General features: G+C 58.2%; 18 protein-coding genes. 16 read left to right on the top strand and 2 right to left on the bottom strand.

Features of this window, described 5'->3' with window-relative positions:
• The first annotated feature begins 212 nt into the window (after nt 1–212).
• From rluC to thrH, 4 genes are all read left to right on the top strand, one after another.
• Nucleotides 213–1199, top strand: a complete 987-nt coding sequence (gene rluC / locus JJQ76_RS03350) for a 23S rRNA pseudouridine(955/2504/2580) synthase RluC (protein WP_210395243.1) — start codon at nt 213–215, stop codon at nt 1197–1199.
• A 20-nt stretch (nt 1200–1219) separates the two neighbouring features.
• Entirely contained in the window at nt 1220–2320 is a 1101-nt protein-coding gene (locus tag JJQ76_RS03345) for a DNA-binding protein (protein ID WP_210395242.1), read from the top strand.
• A 213-nt stretch (nt 2321–2533) separates the two neighbouring features.
• Entirely contained in the window at nt 2534–3508 is a 975-nt protein-coding gene (cysB, locus tag JJQ76_RS03340; RefSeq protein ID WP_210395241.1) for an HTH-type transcriptional regulator CysB, read from the top strand.
• Between the two features lie 101 nt (nt 3509–3609).
• On the top strand, nt 3610–4227 hold the full coding sequence (gene thrH / locus JJQ76_RS03335) for a bifunctional phosphoserine phosphatase/homoserine phosphotransferase ThrH (RefSeq protein WP_210395240.1): 618 nt from the start codon (nt 3610–3612) through the stop codon (nt 4225–4227).
• 65 nt (nt 4228–4292) lie between these two features.
• Here thrH and pabB read toward each other — a convergent pair whose 3' ends face one another.
• On the bottom strand, nt 4293–5657 hold the full coding sequence (gene pabB / locus JJQ76_RS03330; protein WP_210395239.1) for an aminodeoxychorismate synthase component I: 1365 nt from the start codon (nt 5655–5657) through the stop codon (nt 4293–4295).
• 113 nt (nt 5658–5770) lie between these two features.
• Here pabB and JJQ76_RS03325 point away from each other — a divergent pair, with 113 nt between their 5' ends.
• The 12 genes from JJQ76_RS03325 to JJQ76_RS03270 all read left to right on the top strand — a co-directional run bounded on the left by JJQ76_RS03325 (nt 5771) and on the right by JJQ76_RS03270 (nt 17646).
• Nucleotides 5771–6631 carry an alpha/beta fold hydrolase gene (locus tag JJQ76_RS03325; RefSeq protein ID WP_210395238.1) on the top strand — a complete coding sequence of 287 codons (861 nt, stop codon included), beginning with the start codon at nt 5771–5773 and terminating at the stop codon, nt 6629–6631.
• Between the two features lie 154 nt (nt 6632–6785).
• On the top strand, nt 6786–7481 hold the full coding sequence (locus JJQ76_RS03320; RefSeq protein WP_210395237.1) for a GntR family transcriptional regulator: 696 nt from the start codon (nt 6786–6788) through the stop codon (nt 7479–7481).
• A gap of 11 nt (nt 7482–7492) precedes the next feature.
• Nucleotides 7493–8380 (top strand): methylisocitrate lyase, encoded by an 888-nt coding sequence (prpB, locus tag JJQ76_RS03315; protein ID WP_210395236.1) that lies wholly within the window; start codon nt 7493–7495, stop codon nt 8378–8380.
• An 86-nt stretch (nt 8381–8466) separates the two neighbouring features.
• On the top strand, nt 8467–9597 hold the full coding sequence (prpC, locus tag JJQ76_RS03310) for a bifunctional 2-methylcitrate synthase/citrate synthase (protein WP_210395235.1): 1131 nt from the start codon (nt 8467–8469) through the stop codon (nt 9595–9597).
• 59 nt (nt 9598–9656) lie between these two features.
• Nucleotides 9657–12266 carry a Fe/S-dependent 2-methylisocitrate dehydratase AcnD gene (acnD, locus tag JJQ76_RS03305; RefSeq protein ID WP_210395234.1) on the top strand — a complete coding sequence of 870 codons (2610 nt, stop codon included), beginning with the start codon at nt 9657–9659 and terminating at the stop codon, nt 12264–12266.
• 168 nt (nt 12267–12434) lie between these two features.
• Complete coding sequence (gene prpF / locus JJQ76_RS03300) at nt 12435–13613, top strand: 2-methylaconitate cis-trans isomerase PrpF (RefSeq protein WP_210395233.1); 1179 nt, start codon at nt 12435–12437, stop codon at nt 13611–13613.
• A 454-nt stretch (nt 13614–14067) separates the two neighbouring features.
• Nucleotides 14068–14697 carry a carbonate dehydratase gene (gene can, locus JJQ76_RS03295; RefSeq protein ID WP_210395232.1) on the top strand — a complete coding sequence of 210 codons (630 nt, stop codon included), beginning with the start codon at nt 14068–14070 and terminating at the stop codon, nt 14695–14697.
• 85 nt (nt 14698–14782) lie between these two features.
• Complete coding sequence (locus tag JJQ76_RS03290; protein ID WP_210395231.1) at nt 14783–15355, top strand: hypothetical protein; 573 nt, start codon at nt 14783–14785, stop codon at nt 15353–15355.
• Nucleotides 15356–15499: 144 nt separating this feature from the next.
• Nucleotides 15500–15856, top strand: coding sequence for a GFA family protein (locus tag JJQ76_RS03285; protein ID WP_210395230.1), 357 nt, complete (start codon nt 15500–15502; stop codon nt 15854–15856).
• Between the two features lie 3 nt (nt 15857–15859).
• A complete protein-coding gene (locus JJQ76_RS03280) occupies nt 15860–16594 on the top strand; it encodes an ABC transporter permease (RefSeq protein WP_210395229.1) in 735 nt (244 codons plus the stop codon).
• A 30-nt stretch (nt 16595–16624) separates the two neighbouring features.
• Nucleotides 16625–17020, top strand: coding sequence for a phnA protein (locus JJQ76_RS03275; RefSeq protein ID WP_210395228.1), 396 nt, complete (start codon nt 16625–16627; stop codon nt 17018–17020).
• Nucleotides 17020–17646: an HAD family hydrolase gene (locus JJQ76_RS03270; RefSeq protein WP_210395227.1), complete on the top strand. Its 627-nt coding sequence runs from the start codon at nt 17020–17022 to the stop codon at nt 17644–17646. The genes JJQ76_RS03275 and JJQ76_RS03270 overlap by 1 nt, the downstream gene beginning before the upstream one ends.
• Here JJQ76_RS03270 and JJQ76_RS03265 read toward each other — a convergent pair.
• A complete protein-coding gene (locus tag JJQ76_RS03265; protein ID WP_210395226.1) occupies nt 17633–18508 on the bottom strand; it encodes a TraB/GumN family protein in 876 nt (291 codons plus the stop codon). The genes JJQ76_RS03270 and JJQ76_RS03265 overlap by 14 nt on opposite strands.
• Nucleotides 18509–18703 lie beyond the last annotated feature (195 nt).

Below are 18703 nucleotides of genomic sequence, written 5' to 3'. Positions count from 1 at the left end.
GCATCATCAGATATCGCCTGATGATGCTGAAATAACTCGCTGGTCGAGCCCCACTACATCTGCGCCGTGCGCAGGAATCGGGTACAATGCCGACCTTTGTTGCCATCATGGCAGGCGCCGTTTGAGGGCGACCGCGGATTTAATGGCGACGCGACACTATAGCAGCATTCCCATAACCCAGCAAACCTGAACCAGGCCGGCAATCTATTCATATGGCAGAGAAAAACGACGTCCCTCGCGGGGCTGTGCGGTGGGTCGAAATTGATTCGGAGATGGCCGATCAGCGGATCGATAATTTCCTTATCACCTTCTTAAAAGGTGCCCCCAAGACACTGATTTACCGGATCCTTCGCAAAGGCGAAGTGCGGGTCAACAAAGGGCGGGTGCAGGCGAGCTACCGCCTCCGAGCCGGAGATCTGGTCCGGGTGCCGCCGGTGCGACTGCCAGAACCGAAGGCGCTGCCGGCGCCCGGGCGGGGGCTGGCCCAGTTGCTGGAGTCAGCGGTGTTGTTCGAGAATGATCAGTTGCTGATCGTCAACAAACCCTCGGGGCTGGCGGTGCACGGTGGTAGTGGCGTCAGCCTGGGGTTGATCGAAGCCCTGCGACAGATGCGGCCGGAAGCGCGCTTTCTTGAATTGGTGCACCGCCTGGATCGGGATACGTCCGGGTGCGTGATGGTGGCCAAGAAGCGGAGTGCGCTCAAGGCGTTGCATGAAGACCTGCGGCGCGGAAAGATCAGCAAGATCTACCATGCGCTGGTTGCCGGTAAATGGCCCAAGCGGAAGGTGCAGGTTAATGCGCCACTGAAAAAGAATGAGCTTAAATCCGGGGAGCGGGTGGTGCGTGCAGACGCCGAGGGTAAGGAGTCGTTGACCCAGTTTCGGGTGTTACGGAACCTGGGCGAGGTCACGTTGGTCGAAGCCAGGCCGGTTACCGGGCGTACGCACCAGATCCGGGTGCATACGCAGTTTGCCGGACACCCCATTGTCGGTGACCCCAAGTATGGGGATGATGCGATCAATCGCCAGCTGAAGGCCCAAGGAGTTGATCGTTTGTTTTTGCATGCTGCGGAATTACGGCTGAGGCTGCCGGGTAGCGGTGAGCGAGTGGTGGTCTGCGCCCCGCTGGAAGATAAGCTTGTGCGGGCGGTCGAACATTTGGCCCATCGGGTCGAGCAACAGTATCAGCAGCAACAGTAACTGTGACAGGAATAGTCAGCATGAGTGTCGACATCGCTTTGGTTCATCGTCTGGCTGACCGGCTTCTTAATGAAGGTCGGCGTCCCGACGTTGAGGTGATCGCAGAACAAGTGGGTCTGGAGCCCACGGAACCGGAACTTATCGAGGCGCTTGAGCGCTGGTGGGGCAGCATTGAAGGGCGTGTCCAGGTGCTGGAAACGCCGGCCGAATCGATTCCGGACTCCTTTCAGCGCGCATTGAAACTGCTATGGCAGGATGCGGTGCGTGAGGCGACCCGGCATGTCAATAATGAACGGCGCAGTCTGGACCAGAGCCTGGACAGCATTCGGCGTGAGTCGGAAAGTGCCATTTCAGGTTCTCGTGCTGACTATGAAACTCTGGAGCATCGGTTCCAGGTGGAAACCGCGCGTGCTGATGAAGCCGCTGCCCAGGTCAAGATGCTGGAGGCAGAGATTACGGTCCTCAAGGCGAATCTGTCGGGCGAGGTGGTGCAGCGCAAGCAATATGAGGAGAAGGTTGCGGATTACAAGGCAGAGGTCAGACGCAGCGAAAAACTGGCGGAAGAGGCTCGTCGCACGTTCGACCAGCGGCTGAAAGAGGAGCAGACCCACTGTCAGGATCAGCTGGCTAAAACCGAAGCGGAGCTATCCCACGTGCGCCGCATGCTTGAGCAGGCGAGGGATCAGTCCGGCAAGAAAGATGCGGCCCTGACACGCAACCTGCATGACTTGCAAACCGAGATTGTGAAGCGTGATGTCAAGCTTGAAACCCTGCAAGGACAGATCAAGAGTCTTGAGGGGGAGTTAAAGCTGCTGCGAAGCGAGCATGCGTCCCAGCGGCGCGAGATTACCAAGCTCAACGCCAGCCTGTTAAGTGAAAGTAACAAGAACAAGCGTAACGATGAAACCGTACGTCAGTTGCAGGAGGACCTGAAGCGGGAGCAGCAGCGCCTGAGCCAGACCGCGGCGGATGCCAACCGCAAGGAGCTGGAACTGCGGAATCAGGTCAAAGCACGGGATGATGAGTTGCTGCGCACTCGTGCTGCGCTAAACAGCGCGCAGAAGAAGCAGGTCACTCAAGAAGAGGTGATCAGGCGTCTGAGTCAGCAGGCTGGCGCATGAGCGTCGCGTCGATTAGCTGACCCGCTTTCCATCTCTGTGCGTGTTGGTAGCGCCGGTACGGCGTGCGCTGGCAGTCTCGGCTTGCTGTAGGCGCGAAGTTTGGCCCGGTTCTACCCTTCCGGTAGCTGCGGTTGCAGCGCCGCGATTATCGTTTATTCTAAATAACTATAGAGGTGTTCCTTTTTATTCTACTTGGCTAGGACGATTGCCGGCATGAAGCTTCAGCAACTGCGTTATATCTGCGAAGTCGCTAAACACGATCTGAACGTATCCGCCACGGCCCAGAGTCTGTTTACCTCGCAGCCCGGCATCAGTAAGCAGATTCGGTTGCTGGAAGATGAGCTGGGGGTTGAGGTCTTTGCCCGCAGCGGCAAACACCTCACTCGCGTCACCCAGGCCGGTGAAGCCGTGCTGGAGATCGCCAGCGACATTCTGCGCCAGGTTGAGGCGATAAAGCAGGTGGCGCAGGAGTACAGCGATGAAAAGAAAGGCAGTCTTGCCGTCGCGACTACCCACACCCAGGCGCGCTATGCCCTGCCACGGGTGATTCGCGACTTTATCAGTGACTATCCGGATGTGTCGCTGCACATGCATCAGGGGACTCCGGTACAGATCTCGGAGATGGCGTCCAGCGGTACGGTTGATTTCGCCATCGCCACCGAAGCGTTGTCCCATTTCAGTAACCTGATCATGATGCCCTGTTATCGCTGGAATCGTTCCATTGTGGTTCCCAAAGGGCACCCTTTGGCGCAAAGCGGCAAGTTGACGTTGGAGCAGGTGGCGAAATACCCGATCGTTACCTACGTGTTTGGCTTCACCGGGCGCTCCAAATTAGATGACGCCTTTCAGCGCCAGGGGCTGGAGCCCAAAGTGGTGTTCACGGCGGTGGACTCCGACGTGATCAAAACCTACGTGCGACTTGGTTTAGGGGTGGGTATCATCGCCACCATGGCTTATGAGCCGGATGCTGACGGTGATCTGGTCTGTCTGGATGCCAGTCATCTGTTCGAGCCCAGTACCACCAAGATCGGATTCCGGCGCGGCACATTTCTGCGCGGCTATATGTACGAGTTTATTCGTACCTTTGCTCCCCATCTCGATCGCGCCCTGGTCGACCAGGCGGTAACGTGCGCCAACAAGTCCGAACTGGATGAGTTGTTCGCGGATATTGAGCTGCCTGATCTTTGACGGCGACCCTTGACACCCCGCCTTTGGTTGCCGTTGCCTTGCTGCAGAAAGCAGGGTAGAGTCCCGCATTCTCGTGCGTGTACTGATTTAAGGAGTAAATTGTGGAAGTCGCCTGTCTTGATCTGGAAGGGGTTCTGGTTCCTGAAATCTGGATCGCGTTTGCCGAAGAAACCGGCATTGAAGAACTCAAAGCCACTACGCGTGACATTCCCGATTACGATGTTCTGATGCAGCAGCGGCTGCGCATTCTCGACGAACACGGTCTGACCTTGCCGCAGATTCAGGCGGTGATTGCGAAACTCAAGCCGCTGGACGGTGCCGTTGACTTCATCGACTGGCTGCGGGAGCGGTTCCAGGTCGTGATTCTGTCAGACACCTTCTACGAGTTCTCCCAGCCGCTAATGCGTCAGCTGGGATTCCCGACCCTGTTTTGCCACCGCCTGATCGCCGACGATAGCGGACGTATCGTTGACTATAAGTTGCGTCAGGCCAATCCGAAGCGACAGTCCGTGCTGGCGTTCAAGAGTCTCTACTACCGTATTATCGCCGCCGGCGATTCATACAACGATACCACCATGCTGTCAGAAGCTGACGCCGGAATTTTGTTCCATGCGCCGCAGAACGTGATTGATGAGTTTCCGCAGTTTCCCGCGGTACAGAACTTTGAAGATCTTAAAAAAGCCTTTATCGCAGCCAGCAATCGCGACCTGGTGCTTTAACGGTTGATCGCGGTTGCGCAAGCCGGCTCGATGCCGGCTTTTTTGTGGGTCGCACTCTGCGCCTGTCAGGGGTTTAGAAAGCGCGTTTCGAGAGGACCTAGCAGGTTGCTGACCTTGTCGAAGGTTTCCTGATATTCGGCATCGCAGTCCGAATCAGCGACGATGCCGCCGCCGGCCCAGCAGTGGATCTGTCCCTGGTTTGCGACCAGGGTGCGAATACAGATGCTGGTATCCATGCGTCCATCAAAGCCGATGTAACCGATCGATCCGCAGTAGGGGCCGCGCCGGTGTGGCTCCAGTTCCTCGATGATTTCCATTGCGCGTATTTTGGGCGCGCCGGTAATTGACCCTCCGGGGAAGCTGCTTGCCAGCAGCGGCAGGCTGTCCAGGGGGGCCTTGAGGCGACCGGTAATGGTCGACACCAGATGGTGAACGTTGGCGTAACTCTCCACTTTGAACAGTTCCGGTACCTTCACGCTGCCGGTCAGGCAGATGCGGCCGAGATCGTTGCGGAGCAGGTCAACAATCATCAGGTTTTCGGCGCGATCCTTGGGGCTGCGCTGCAGTGCTTGCTTGAGGGCCAGATCCGCGTTTTTGTCTGGTGATCGTGGGCGTGTGCCTTTGATGGGGCGGGTTTCGACGGCGCCATCTTTTACCGCAATAAAGCGCTCGGGCGACAGGCTCAGGATTGCGGCATCGGGGCGCTCCATATAGGCGGAAAACGGCGTTGGTGCGTGTTGGCGAAGGTGGCAGTAGGCCTGCCAGGGATCGCCTTGATAGCCGGCGCTAAAACGCTGGGCCAGATTGACCTGGTAGCAGTCTCCAGCCTGAATGTAATCCTTGATGCGGTCAAATTGACGGGCGTAATCCTGTTGTTTCAAATTGGACTGGAATGCGCTGGTAAGGGTAAACGCGTTCGCTTCCGTTGCCGGCAAGGTGAGCTCGGCGGCGATCTGTTCAAGCTCCTGCAGCGAGAGGAGGTTGCTCACCAGGCAGCTGCGCTGTTGTCTATGGTCAACGATGATCGCCCAGCCATAAAGGCCGACCTGCATGTCCGGTAGGGAGAGATCCGTGCTCGCCTGCTCTGGCAGCTGCTCGAATGCGCGGCCGAGATCATAGCCAAAGTAACCCACCGCGCCGCCGCAAAACGGAGTGTCGTCATCGCTAGCGCAGGCGGGGTATTGCGCGAGGCGTTGTTGCAGCAGTTTGATCGGATCAAGCGCGCTGGGTGTTACGCTCTCATCGCTATATAAAAAGCAGCTGCCATGCTGGTATTCGACCCGCTCGAACGGGTCGGCGACCATGATGTCGAATCGTCCCCAAGGGCTGCCAGGGTGTCCGCTATCCAGCAGTACCGGATAGGGCTGTTGGCGCAGCAGGCTGAATAGCCGGCTGCTGTCCGGATGGTATGCAAGAGGGAGGCTGTTCACGCGTCAGGTTGCCGCTGGCAGAAAAGGCTGCATTGTACTGGCTGGTCGCATTGGTCTCCAGCCCCGGCTATCGCTAAACTGTGGCGGTTTCTGCGATTGTCATAAGGACCCTCATGCGCTCCCACTATTACTGTCATGCCGGACGTATTGAAACCAGCGGCCAACGGGTGGCATACCGGCTGTATGAAAATCACTATGAGTCCGGTGAGCGCTGCCTGATGCTGCTACACGGGGCTGGCGTGGCTGCGGTGGATACCTGGGAAGGGATGCTGCCGTTTCTGCAGGGCTGGCGTTGGGTGCTGTTGCCAGACTTGCGCGGTATGGGCGACACGGTTGAGCTTGATGGCAACGAGCGTCGCTTTAGTGTCGAAGAGGTGGCCGAAGATATGCTCGAGCTGCTGGACGCGCTGGGCTGGTCGCGACTCGATCTTGGGGGGTACAGCTTCGGCGGTTTGGTTTCTCTATTGATGAAGCAGGCCCAGCCGTATCGATTCGAAAAACAATACCTGCTGGAGTCGGCGTTGCTGGATCGCGCTTCTCAGGCCGAGGTTGTGCGCTTGCGGGAACGATACTCCGAGGCGGCCGCGCTGCTGCGCGAGTCAGCGGCGGAGGAGGGGATTCGGATGTTTCTCGATGCTATCGCCCCTAATCGGATTAAATCCCCGCGTTCCGAGGCGATCACCATTGAGCGCCTGGGTCTGCGCCCGCAGGGGTTCTCCTATGCGCTGGACGCGGTGACCGACGCCTCCCAGCGTCTTGATCGCGCTGCTCTAATCGATGCTCAGGGCGATGTCAGCAGCTTTGTTGGCGGTCGCAGTGTCGAGTTGATGCACGATTTCCAGCGCCAGTTAGCTGCCCATCAGTCGGCCTGGTTCTATCACCCCGTCAGCGGCTGTGATCACAGTTTGCCCTATCAGAAGCCGCGCCAGATCGGGCGGTTGATCTCCGAAGAGCTGCGCCGCTACCTTGCCTAAGTAGTGTTTCTTTCGGCGCGAGTCGCTTACTAGGGTTTGCCCGTATACTTTTGTCTAGTGTAGACAGTTTGGGCCCTTTGGGCGGTTGACTGTCGGTTTTTGGGCGCGTATTGTCTACACCACTTCAAACATTGTCGACAATCTGGTGAAGGTTATGACCTCTCAAATGACTTCGCTCCAGCTGGCTGAACCGGAATCACGCACCCTGGCCGATCGGGTTTGCCGCGAGATTGTGACGGCGATTATCAAGGGTGATATCCCGCCCGGACAGAAGATCAGCGAGCCGGAGCTGGCGCGTACTTACGGTATCAGCCGTGGTCCGCTACGTGAAGCGATTCGCCGCCTTGAGGGCTTGCGTCTGGTGGTGCGGATACCGCACGTTGGCGCCCGAGTTGTTTCTCTTTCAGCCGGAGAGTTGATCGAAATCTACCACGTTCGTGAAGCGATGGAAGGCATGGCCTGTCGTCTGGCAGCACAGAACATGACCGACGCCGAGATCAACAGTCTTCGCGCGTTGCTTGACGAGCACGAACAGAGTCTGGAGCAAACCGATGGGCGCTCCTACTTCCAGAAAGAGGGCGACCTCGACTTTCACTACCGCATCGTGCAGGGCAGCAAGAACACCAAGCTGCAGGAGTTGCTCGGTGGCGAGCTTTACCATCTGGTGCGGATGTACCGCTACCAGTTCAGCGTCTCCAGCTCGCGCCCGGTTCGGGCGTTGGGTGAACACCGACACATCGTCGAGGCGATCGCTGCCCGTGACGGAGAGTTGGCTGAGATGCTGATGCGACGCCATATCAGCGCCGCACGACGCAATATCGAGAACAAGTTGAAAATCAACGAGGAATAAAGGGGATACACATGGCTAATATGACTGCGGGCGCGCGTTTTCGTAAGGCCCTGGCTGAAACTCAGCCGCTGCAGATTGTTGGTACCACCAACGCCTACCATGCACTGATGGCCGAGCGCGTTGGCCACAAGGCGATCTACCTCTCTGGCGGCGGTGTTGCCAATCACTCCTACGGTCTGCCGGACCTGGGCATGACCACCATGAACGATGTACTGGAAGATGTGCGTCGTATCAGCAGCGCAGTTGAAACCCCGCTGCTGGTCGATATCGACACCGGCTGGGGTGGCGCTTTCAACATCTCACGTACCGTGAAAGAGATGATTAAGGCCGGTGCCGGCGCGATCCACATGGAAGATCAGGTGGCGCAGAAGCGTTGTGGTCACCGCCCTAATAAAGAGATCGTCTCTCTGGAAGAGATGGTTGATCGCGTCAAAGCGGCGGTAGACGGCCGTACCGATGATGACTTCTTTATCATCGCCCGCACCGATGCCTTCCAGATGGAAGGTCTGGATGCCGCCGTTGAGCGCGCACAAGCCTGTATCGAAGCGGGTGCCGACGGCATCTTCGCCGAAGCGGTTCACACCCTGGAAGACTACAAGGCGTTCAGCTCCGCGATCGACGCGCCACTGCTGGCCAATATTACCGAGTTTGGTGCCACGCCGCTGTTCAACAAGGCGGAACTGGCTGAAGCCGGCTGCTCCATGGTGCTGTACCCGCTGAGTGCCTTCCGTGCCGCCAACAAAGCTGCACTGGCGGTGTACGAGAACATCCTCAACAAGGGTGATCAGAAAGACGTTGTGGATCTAATGCAGACCCGGATGGAGCTGTACGATTTCCTCAACTACCACGATTTCGAACAGAAACTGGACGCGCTCTTTGCCGAAGGCAAGAACAAGTAAGGACGTTGTCGTTTCTGAATGTATCAACAGGCCGGAGCCTGCGGGCTCCGGAACGCTATAACTCGAAAACCTGATAGGAGTTTCCTATGTCTGAAGCGAAGAAACTGGGTGGTGCAGGTCTGCGTGGTCAGTCCGCCGGTAGCACCGCACTGTGCACCGTGGGTAAGACCGGTGCTGGCCTGACTTACCGTGGCTACGATATGGTTGAGCTGGCTGAAAAAGCGACCTTCGAAGAAGTGGCCTACCTGCTGTTGAAGGGTAAGCTGCCGAACCAGTCTGAGCTGGACGCCTATGTAGCCAAGCTGAAGACCCTGCGCGGTCTGCCGCAGGCGCTGAAAACCGTGCTGGAGCAGATTCCTGCTTCTGCCCACCCGATGGACGTTATGCGTACCGGTTGCTCCATGTTGGGTAACCTGGAAACCGAACAGGACTTCAGCGAGCAGAGCGATAAGGTTGACCGCATGCTGGCGGCGTTCCCCTCCATCATTAACTACTGGTACCGCTTCAGCCACGATGGCGTTCGCATTGAGACCGAAACCGATGACGACTCTATTGGCGGCCACTTCCTGCACCTGCTGAAGGGCGAGAAACCGAACGAGCTGCACGCGAAGGTGATGAACGTTTCGCTGATCCTTTACGCCGAGCACGAGTTCAACGCCTCTACCTTTACCGCCCGCGTCTGTGCCTCCACGCTGTCCGATATTCACTCCTGCGTCACCGGTGCTATCGGCACCCTGCGTGGTCCGTTGCACGGCGGTGCCAACGAGGCAGCGATGGATATGATCGAGAACTGGAAGTCGCCTGATGAAGCTGAGCGCGAAATGCTGGGTATGCTGGAGCGCAAAGAGAAGATCATGGGCTTCGGTCATGCCATCTACCGTGAATCCGACCCGCGTAACGCCGTAATCAAGGGCTGGTCCGAGAAGTTGGCCCAAGATGTGGGCGACGAAGTGCTTTATCCAGTTTCCGTCCGCTGCGAAGAGGTGATGTGGCGCGAGAAGAAGCTGTTCTGTAACGCCGACTTCTTCCACGCTTCGGCTTATCACTTCATGGGTATTCCGACCAAGCTGTTTACCCCGATCTTCGTTTGCTCACGTTTGACCGGTTGGGCTGCGCACGTGTTCGAACAGCGTGCCGACAACCGCATCATCCGTCCGAGCGCTGATTACACCGGCCCGGAGAACCGTCCGGTTCCGGCCATCGAAGACCGCGATTAATCGTTCCGGCGCGAAGGTTGCCTTTGCGCCGCTCTTCACTTTGCTCCTAGGAGTAAGCCATGAACACTGAATACCGTAAAAAACTGGCAGGCACCGACCTGGATTACTACGACACGCGTGCCGCGGTCGACGCGATCCAGCCTGGCGCCTACGCCAAACTGAACTACACCTCCCGGGTGCTGGCCGAGCAGCTGGTCCGACGCTGCGATCCCGCCGCGTTGACCGATTCTCTCAAGCAGCTGATCGAATGCAAGCAGGAGCTGGACTTCCCCTGGTACCCCGCACGCGTGGTTTGTCACGACATCCTTGGCCAGACCGCTTTGGTTGACTTGGCCGGTCTGCGCGACGCCATCGCCGATCAGGGCGGTGATCCCGCCAAGGTTAATCCGGTGGTGCCGACCCAGCTGATCGTTGACCACTCGCTGGCCGTTGAAGCACCCGGTTTTGACCCTGACGCGTTCCAGAAGAACCGTGACATCGAAGACCGTCGTAACGATGATCGCTTCCACTTTATCAACTGGTGTAAGACCGCCTTCGATAACGTCGACGTGATCCCGGCCGGTAACGGCATCATGCACCAGATCAACCTGGAGAAGATGTCTCCGGTGATCCAGGCGCGTGACGGCGTGGCCTTCCCCGATACCTGCGTCGGTACTGACAGCCATACCCCGCACGTTGATGCCTTGGGCGTAATCGCTATCGGTGTTGGTGGTCTGGAAGCGGAAACCGTGATGCTGGGTCGTCCCTCCATGATGCGTCTGCCCGATATCATCGGTGTAAAGCTGGTGGGCGAGCGTCAGCCGGGCATTACCGCCACCGATATCGCTCTGGCGATGACCGAGTTTCTGCGGAACGAGAAAGTGGTTTCCGCCTATCTGGAGTTCTTTGGTCCGGGTGCGGCGTCGCTGTCCATCGGTGACCGCGCCACCATCTCCAACATGACCCCGGAATACGGCGCCTCTGCCGGTATGTTCTACATCGATCAGCAGACCATTGATTATCTCAAGCTGACGGGTCGTGAGCCGGAGCAGGTAGCGCTGGTTGAACAGTATGCCAAGGAAACCGGCCTGTGGGCGGACGATCTGGTAGAAGCGCAGTACCCGCGGGTGCTGGAATTCGACCTGTCCACGGTTTGCCGTAACATGGCGGGACCCTCCAATCCGCACCGTCGCCTGCCGACCACCGCACTGAAGGAGCGGGGCATTGCTGATGAAGCCAAGCTGGCGGCGGCCAAGGCGGAAGAGGCTGAAGGCCTGATCCCTGATGGCGCGGTCATCATTGCCGCGATTACCAGCTGTACCAATACCTCCAACCCGCGCAACGTGGTCGCGGCAGGTCTGGTGGCCAAGAAAGCCAACGAGCTGGGTCTGGTGCGCAAGCCCTGGGTAAAGACCTCTTTTGCGCCCGGCTCCAAGGTCGCCAAGCTCTATCTCGAAGAAGCGGGTCTGCTGCCGGAACTGGAGAAGCTGGGCTTCGGTATCGTCGGTTATGCCTGTACCACCTGTAACGGCATGTCCGGCGCGTTGGATCCCAAGATCCAGCAGGAGATCATCGACCGTGATCTGTATGCTACCGCGGTACTGTCCGGTAACCGTAACTTCGACGGACGTATCCACCCCTACGCCAAGCAGGCGTTTCTGGCATCACCGCCGCTGGTGGTGGCCTATGCGCTGGCAGGTACCGTGCGTTTCGATATCGAACAGGACGTGCTGGGCACGGACAGCAACGGCAACTCCATTACCCTGAAGGATCTGTGGCCGAGCGATGAAGAGATCGATGCGCTGGTAGAGAAGAGTGTCAAGCCGGAGATGTTCAACCAGATCTACATCCCCATGTTTGATCTGGGTGCGATCGAGAAAGCGCCGAGCCCGCTGTATGACTGGCGCCCGCAGACCACCTACATCCGTCGTCCCCCATACTGGGAAGGCGCCCTGGCCGGTGAGCGCACCATGAAGGGGATGCGTCCGCTGGCGGTACTGGGTGACAACATCACCACCGATCACCTGTCGCCCTCTAACGCTATCCTGCCCGACAGTGCCGCGGGTGAGTACTGCGGCAAAATGGGCCTGGCTCCGGAGGACTACAACTCCTACGCCACCCACCGGGGTGACCACCTGACTGCCCAGCGTGCAACCTTCGCCAACCCGAAACTGCTGAACGAAATGTGCCGTGACGACAACGGCGAGGTGAAGCAGGGTTCACTGGCGCGGATCGAGCCGGAAGGCAAAGAGAGCCGCATGTGGGAAGCGATCGAAACCTACATGGAACGCAAGCAGCCGCTGATCATCATCGCGGGTGCCGACTACGGTCAGGGGTCCTCCCGTGACTGGGCGGCCAAGGGTGTGCGTCTGGCGGGGGTTGAGACCATCGTCGCCGAAGGCTTCGAGCGGATTCACCGCACCAACCTGGTGGGTATGGGTGTGCTGCCGCTGCAGTTCAAGGCTGGCGATACCCGTCATACCTACGCTATTGATGGTACCGAAACCTTCGATGTGGTGGGCGAGATCAGCCCCCGTTGCGACATGACCGTGGTCATGACGCGCAAGAACGGTGAGAAGGTTGAAATTCCGGTCACCTGCCGCCTGGATACCGCTGAAGAGGTGGTGGTTCACGCAGCCGGTGGGGTTCTGCAACGCTTTGCGCAGGACTTCCTGGAAGGCAACGCTTAAGCCTTTGCTGGTTAAAACAGAAAGCGCGGACGGCACAGTCCGTCCGCGCTTTATTTTTCGGTTCAGAGAGAATGACAGGCCCTTATAGGCCTGATGCCGACCCAATCCGGCAACAGCCCTATAACGACCCGTTTCATAGCAACACACTCCCTACAGGATTAAGCGTCTATGGCACACCCAGCTCAGATTAAAATCCCCGCGACTTATTACCGTGGTGGTACCAGTAAAGGTGTTTTTTTCCGTCGTCAGGACCTGCCCGCCCCGGCCCAGGAGCCGGGCGAGGCGCGTGACAAGATTTTGCTGCGCGTGATCGGTTCGCCCGATCCCTATGGTCAGCAGATTGACGGCATGGGCGGAGCGACCTCCAGCACCTCCAAAACCGTGATTCTGGACAAGAGCAGCCAGCCGGATCACGACGTTGACTACCTGTTTGGCCAGGTGGCGATCAACAAAGCGTTTGTTGACTGGTCCGGCAACTGCGGCAACCTGACCGCAGCGGTCGGTGCTTGTGCCATCAGCGGCGGCCTGGTAGATCCCGAGCGGATTCCCGAGAACGGCATCTGCACTGTGCGCATCTGGCAGAAGAACATCAGCAAAACCATTATCGCCCACGTCCCGATCACCAACGGTGAAGTGCAGGAAACAGGTGATTTCGAACTGGATGGCGTTACCTTCCCGGCAGCCGAAGTGGTGATCGAATTTATGGATCCGGCCGATGGCGAGGGCTCCATGTTCCCCACCGGGAACCTGGTTGACGACCTGGAGGTACCGGGGATCGGCACCTTCAAGGCCACCATGATCAACGCCGGCATTCCAACCATCTTCGTTAACGCGGCCGATATTGGCTATACCGGCACCGAGCTGCAGAAGGATATCAACGGGGATGCGGCGGCGCTGGAACGTTTTGAAACCATGCGCGCCTATGGCGCGGTTAAAATGGGATTGATCGCCGATATCAGCGAGGCGGCCGCTCGCCAGCATACTCCCAAGATCGCTTTCGTAGCGCCAGCAACCGACTACCAGGCGTCCAGTGGCAAACAGATCGCGGCCAGCGATATCGATGTCTGCGTGCGTGCGCTGTCCATGGGTAAGCTGCACCACGCCATGATGGGGACCGCCTCCGTGGCAATCGCGACCGCGGCCGCTGTCCCAGGCACGCTGGTCAATCTGGCCGCCGGCGGCGGTGAGCGTGATGCCGTCACCTTTGGTCACCCCTCCGGTACCTTGCGCGTTGGCGCCGCCGCTTCGGAAGTAAACGGCGACTGGAAGGCCGACAAGGCAGTAATGAGCCGCAGCGCGCGGGTCATTATGGAGGGTTTTGTCCGCGTCCCCGGCGATACCTTCTGAATCGATGCGGGCTGATCCCGGGCTGGGCGTCACCAGCAGAGATGCCGCCGGGTAGTCCTGGCGTGTGGAGCTGGAGGGAACGTTCCCCTGCTTCCGCTACGAGAAGGCTGAAGCCTTCTCCGGGGCCGGATCTCGGTCCGGTAAAAAGTTCATGGAGTGTACGTCAGATGACGGATGATCCGTGATGTAGTTGCCTTTTGGTAGCGGAAGAAGCCGGTGCGCTTTCCTATCAGGGTGTACCGGTTACTCCCTTGGCCGCAATACTTCGGTATTGCGGCTTTTTTTCGTCCAACAGTGCCGCCATGGCGGCAAGGCCTGTGGGCTCGCATGGGCCGGCTATGCTTATCGAGACAATCAGGGCTGTGATCAAATGTAACTATCGCCCTCCAGCGGTTGTGTCCGTTACCCAGCTAACGTATAACAGGCGCGCGTATTGGAGGACCTGGGAAAAACCATGGAAATCGACGAGAAATTATTTGAACAGAACCGGGCCTGGGCCGAGAGAATAAAGCGGGAAGATCCCGCTTTCTTTCAGCGCCTGTCCGAGCAGCAAAGCCCCGAGATCCTCTGGATTGGCTGCTCTGATAGCCGTGTTCCGGCGAATCAGTTGCTTAAGCTCGCGCCGGGGGAGGTTTTCGTTCATCGCAACATTGCCAACGTAGTTGTTCATACTGACCTCAATTGTCTGTCTGTCATACAGTACGCGGTCGAGGTGCTCAAAGTTCGCCATATTATCGTTTGTGGTCACTATGGTTGCGGTGGCGTAGAGGCGGCGCTTGGCAATCAGGAGTTTGGCCTGATCGACAACTGGCTGCGTCATATCAAGGATGTGTATCGTTTTCATAAGGCCAAGGTCGACGAGTGCCAGACCCCGCGGCAAAAATTGAACCGGATGTGTGAGCTTAACGTGATCGAGCAGGTGGCGAACGTCTGTCATACCACCATTGTCCAGAAAGCCTGGAAGGGCGGGCAGCAGCTGTCGGTCCATGGCTGGATCTACAGTATCGAGGATGGCATTCTCAAAGATCTGGCAGTACGGGTGAATGGCAACGAAGCGATCGAAGAGATTCATCGCATGCAATGAAACTGTCGCAGTTCTGTCAGCGGGCTGTCATTTTTGATCTGTAAGGTGCTCCTCAACTGAACTTATTTCTGAGGAGCTTAACCGAATGAAACGCACTTCCTATCTGTTGGTTGCAGGTCTGTCCTTGGCGCTCGGTGCTTGTAGCGCCACGATGGACAGCAAGCCCGCTGAGGACGCTAAGCCGATGGCTACGGCGGAGCTGAATAACAACGACTTCTACGAAGTGCATCATGAAGGCCGACTCTATCTGTTTGACGACTACGCCACCTACCAGAGTTTTCTGGAAGTCGGCGAGACCTCGTTTCGCCACACGTTCATCGGCGATGGCCCTAAAGGTGAAACGCTGGTCTTTGGCCTGACCGGCAAAGACAAGAAGAAGACCGCTGAAAAGATCGCCAGCTATAACCTCTTCCATGGCAACCTGGATGCTGCCGCCGATTTTTACGGCGAAATGCGTTCAGAGGGCCGTATTTACGTGTTCGACCGCTACGAGGATATGGAAACCGTCCGGACCACCGGTGAAGCGCCTCTGCGGTACACCGAGATCGGCACCGGCCCCAAGGGTGAAACCGTAGTGTACGTTTTACGCAACGACAACAAGAAGCAGAAACCGGTTGCGCTGCAGGCAGCGTTCAAACAACGCAACGGCCTGATGTAAGACCTCCGGTTCTCGCTACAGCTAGCCTAATTTAATCGGCTGACGGACTCTCCGTCGGCCGTTTTTTTTGTCCACTCTATGGCCCGTCCGGGATTGCGGTGGCATGCTAGAGTTAAGCCGTTGCCAGCACAACGGGAGGATCGTATGGCTAACTACAGCGGCAGTTGTCATTGCGGAGCCGTGCGCTTCAGCCTGCAAACGGAAACTATCGATCGCGGTCTGCGCTGTAATTGCTCAATCTGCGTGCGCAAGGGTGCGTTGATGTCGCCGGAAGTATATGACGTCCAGCAGTTACGCTATGAGGCTGAGGCTGATGCCCTGGTCTGCTACCAGTTCGGATCCGGCGTTGCCAAGCATTTTTTTTGCGGCAGATGTGGTATCTATCCCTTCCATGAGACCCTGCGCCAGCCCGGCCATTATCGGGTCAATCTGGGGTGTATCGACCAGCTCGACGCAACCACGCTGCCCTTCCAGGTGTTCGATGGCAAGCACCTGATCTGATCCATGGCTACCGTTCCCGAGATAACGCTGTGGCAATTGCTGATCGCGCTGCTGCCGGTGATCCCGGTCGCCTGGATCTATTGGCGCTGGCAGCTGGGGGCAGGGCGCATTGGCTATGCCCTGGTTCGCATGCTGGGGCAGTTGCTGCTGATTGGCTATCTGCTCACCTTTATCTTTGATTTGACCCAGCCCTTGTGGCTGGTGGGCATTGTACTGGTGATGCTTAGCGCGTCCAGTTGGATCGCGCTGGGGTCGGTTGAAGCGGAACGGCGCAGGCTGCTGCTGCCAGCGCTGATCGCCATTGGGGTCGGTGGCGGGATTAATTTGGCGGTGGCGCTGCTCGGGGTGTTGCAGATTGACCCCTGGTATCAACCCCGTTACCTGATTCCGCTGGCAGGGATGGTGTTCTCCAACGCCATGAATAGTGTCAGCCTGGCGGCAGATCGCATCACCTCTGAAGTCGCGGCCGGGCAGGCGTTCGAGCGGGCCCGGCAAGCGGCGTTCAAAGCGGCGATGATTCCCTCGGTTAATATGCTGCTGGCGGTGGGGCTGGTGTCGCTGCCGGGGATGATGACCGGGCAGATCCTGTCCGGCGTATCACCGTTGATCGCTGCCCGTTACCAGATTCTGATCATGTGTATGCTGCTGAGTGCGTCTGGGCTGTCGGTAGTGCTTTTCCTCAGCCTGGCGCGGCGCTACTATCAGGCAAGAATTGCGGCGCCCGCTGCAACCGATTGATATCGGGTGCCGCCATGACGGAGAAAACGCGTGTCTAAAGGCCATCATCAACACCAGTTGCGTCATCAAGGGCTGAGCATGTTCGGCAAGGACCTGACCCGCCGCTCAGGCGCTTGCTGTGAATTGTGCGAAGCGTCCGGTGTCGGTTTGTCAGTCTATGAAGTCCCGCCGATTCCGGCGGATCCCGACTTCGAACACTGTATCTTCATCTGTGACACCTGTCGTGATCAGATCGATCACCCCAAACGGCGTGTTGGCGATCATTGGCGTTGCCTGGGCAAGAGTATCTGGAGCAGCGTCCCGGCGGTGCAGGCGATTTCGGTTAAACTGTTGAGCCAGCTGCAAACCGACTGGTCGGCTGAACTGCTGGAGACCTTGTACCTTGAGCCTGAGGTGGAAGCCTGGGTCGACCAGATGGAGCTGTAGTGCCCTTGGCCGGTGAAAGTGCCATTCTGACCCGCCGCCATTGGATCTTCGATCTGGATGGTACGCTCACGCAACCACTGCACGACTTTGCCGCCATCCGCGGCAAACTGGGAGTGCCGGCTAATCGGGGTATTCTCGAATTTATAGATGCCCAGTCTGCCCCTGAGCGAGATAGCCTCAATCAGCGCCTGACCGAGATCGAACGGGACGTGGCTGAGCGGGCTGAACCCAATCCCGGCGCTGTTGAGTTGCTACATGCTCTGGCCCAGCGCCAAATGCGGCTCGGTATCTTTACCCGCAACCGGCGCGAGTGCGTGGAGATCACTCTCAAGCGGTTGGGGGTTTGTGCGTTATTCCCAGCGACAACTATCGTTGCCTGTGAAGATGGTGAACCCAAGCCCCATCCCCAAGGCGTTGCACGTTTACTGGCGGGGTGGAGCAGCGCCCCCGAGGATGCTCTGATCGTCGGTGATTTTCGTTATGACCTGGAAGCCGGGCGTGCGGCCGGCATCGCCACGGTGCTGCTTGACTCCTCCGCTGAAAGGCGCTGGCCGGCGTTGACCGACCTGCAAGTCGTCAGCCTCGACCAGCTGCACTGTTGCTGGCTAGACGCTATTTCGCCCTGACGCGAGTGACACGATAGCCCCGCTTGCGCAGCAGCTCCGGTAAGCCCTGATCGGATGCCATATGAGCCGCGCCGACGGCAAAGAAAAAGCTGTCGCCGGGGTGGCTCTCCAGTAGCCGTTCAATCCGCTCGCTCATTCGTTGGTTGCGCTCGTGCAGCAGCAGGCGCTGCAGTTTCAGTTTCAGTAGCAGCGGAACGTCCATCTGCGCTCCGAATAGTGCCAGAAAGGCTTCCGGATCGCCCTGCCGGTAGATCTCATAAGTGTCGTTCATGCTGTTTTTGCCGTCTCGGCGCGCCTGCTCCAGGTAGTCGAGGGTTGCATCCAGAAGCTGGGATTGTTCACTCTTGCTTAGCTGTTCGAATAGCCCCATTTGTTCTTCAGCCGTTTCCAGTCCGCCCGTAGTCTTGCCCTCGGCGCGTGCCCGCTGATAGAGCGCCAGATCCATAGGAGATTTACCGGCGTAGGCCAATTGATCCTCGAGCAACGACAATGTAACGGTAAAAGCCCAGGGCTTAAGGCGTTCGAACGCCTCCAGCGTCAATCCGGGGCTGATAGTACTCAGCTCGGTGCGGGCACGCTGACGTTGCGGTGCCGTGAGGTGATTGCTGAGTCGGTCGCTCGCGGGCAACAGGAACAGCGCCGCGATCCGGCTTTGTTCCTGGTCGGTCAGATCCAGTTCGGCATAGAAGCGGTGGGACTGCATGAAAGCCGATTCCACCGCTGCCGGGAGCCGGTTCAGCTGCGGATGGGCGCTGTGAATGGTGCCGAACAGGTAGCTGGGGGTGGGGCCTGATATCTCCCAAAGCAGGGGGGCGGGGGGAGTGGTTCCGCCTGAAAGGCTGGCCCAGCTGAGCAGGAGCATCAGTGTTATCCAGCGCGTAACAAGGTTCAATGGCAGCATGGCTTTCTCATTGTTCAGTTCCGGGGGGCCGAGTGGCGCTGTTCCGGCGGCAAACGGCTGGGGGCAACCAACTAATGCCGGCAACCAGCAGGCTGACGGGCATCGACTGCGATAATTGGGCGGTTATCACGCTAACTGCCGGCCCGGCAAGCGGGA

The organism is Motiliproteus sediminis (assembly GCF_017912535.1).
GTDB classification, from domain to species: domain Bacteria; phylum Pseudomonadota; class Gammaproteobacteria; order Pseudomonadales; family Balneatricaceae; genus Motiliproteus; species Motiliproteus sediminis.
This window is presented reverse-complemented; position numbering and strand designations above follow the sequence as displayed.

Excerpts from the sequence above, each read along its gene's own strand:
- can (WP_210395232.1), top strand. The coding sequence starts at position 14,068 with ATGGAAATCGACGAGAAATTATTTGAACAGAACCGGGCCTGGGCCGAG.
- prpF (WP_210395233.1), top strand. The coding sequence starts at position 12,435 with ATGGCACACCCAGCTCAGATTAAAATCCCCGCGACTTATTACCGTGGT.
- cysB (WP_210395241.1), top strand. The coding sequence starts at position 2,534 with ATGAAGCTTCAGCAACTGCGTTATATCTGCGAAGTCGCTAAACACGAT.
- prpC (WP_210395235.1), top strand. The coding sequence starts at position 8,467 with ATGTCTGAAGCGAAGAAACTGGGTGGTGCAGGTCTGCGTGGTCAGTCC.
- acnD (WP_210395234.1), top strand. The coding sequence starts at position 9,657 with ATGAACACTGAATACCGTAAAAAACTGGCAGGCACCGACCTGGATTAC.
- JJQ76_RS03290 (WP_210395231.1), top strand. The coding sequence starts at position 14,783 with ATGAAACGCACTTCCTATCTGTTGGTTGCAGGTCTGTCCTTGGCGCTC.
- rluC (WP_210395243.1), top strand. The coding sequence starts at position 213 with ATGGCAGAGAAAAACGACGTCCCTCGCGGGGCTGTGCGGTGGGTCGAA.
- JJQ76_RS03325 (WP_210395238.1), top strand. The coding sequence starts at position 5,771 with ATGCGCTCCCACTATTACTGTCATGCCGGACGTATTGAAACCAGCGGC.
- JJQ76_RS03285 (WP_210395230.1), top strand. The coding sequence starts at position 15,500 with ATGGCTAACTACAGCGGCAGTTGTCATTGCGGAGCCGTGCGCTTCAGC.
- JJQ76_RS03265 (WP_210395226.1), bottom strand. The coding sequence starts at position 18,508 with ATGCTCCTGCTCAGCTGGGCCAGCCTTTCAGGCGGAACCACTCCCCCC.
- prpB (WP_210395236.1), top strand. The coding sequence starts at position 7,493 with ATGGCTAATATGACTGCGGGCGCGCGTTTTCGTAAGGCCCTGGCTGAA.
- JJQ76_RS03345 (WP_210395242.1), top strand. The coding sequence starts at position 1,220 with ATGAGTGTCGACATCGCTTTGGTTCATCGTCTGGCTGACCGGCTTCTT.
- JJQ76_RS03320 (WP_210395237.1), top strand. The coding sequence starts at position 6,786 with ATGACCTCTCAAATGACTTCGCTCCAGCTGGCTGAACCGGAATCACGC.
- JJQ76_RS03280 (WP_210395229.1), top strand. The coding sequence starts at position 15,860 with ATGGCTACCGTTCCCGAGATAACGCTGTGGCAATTGCTGATCGCGCTG.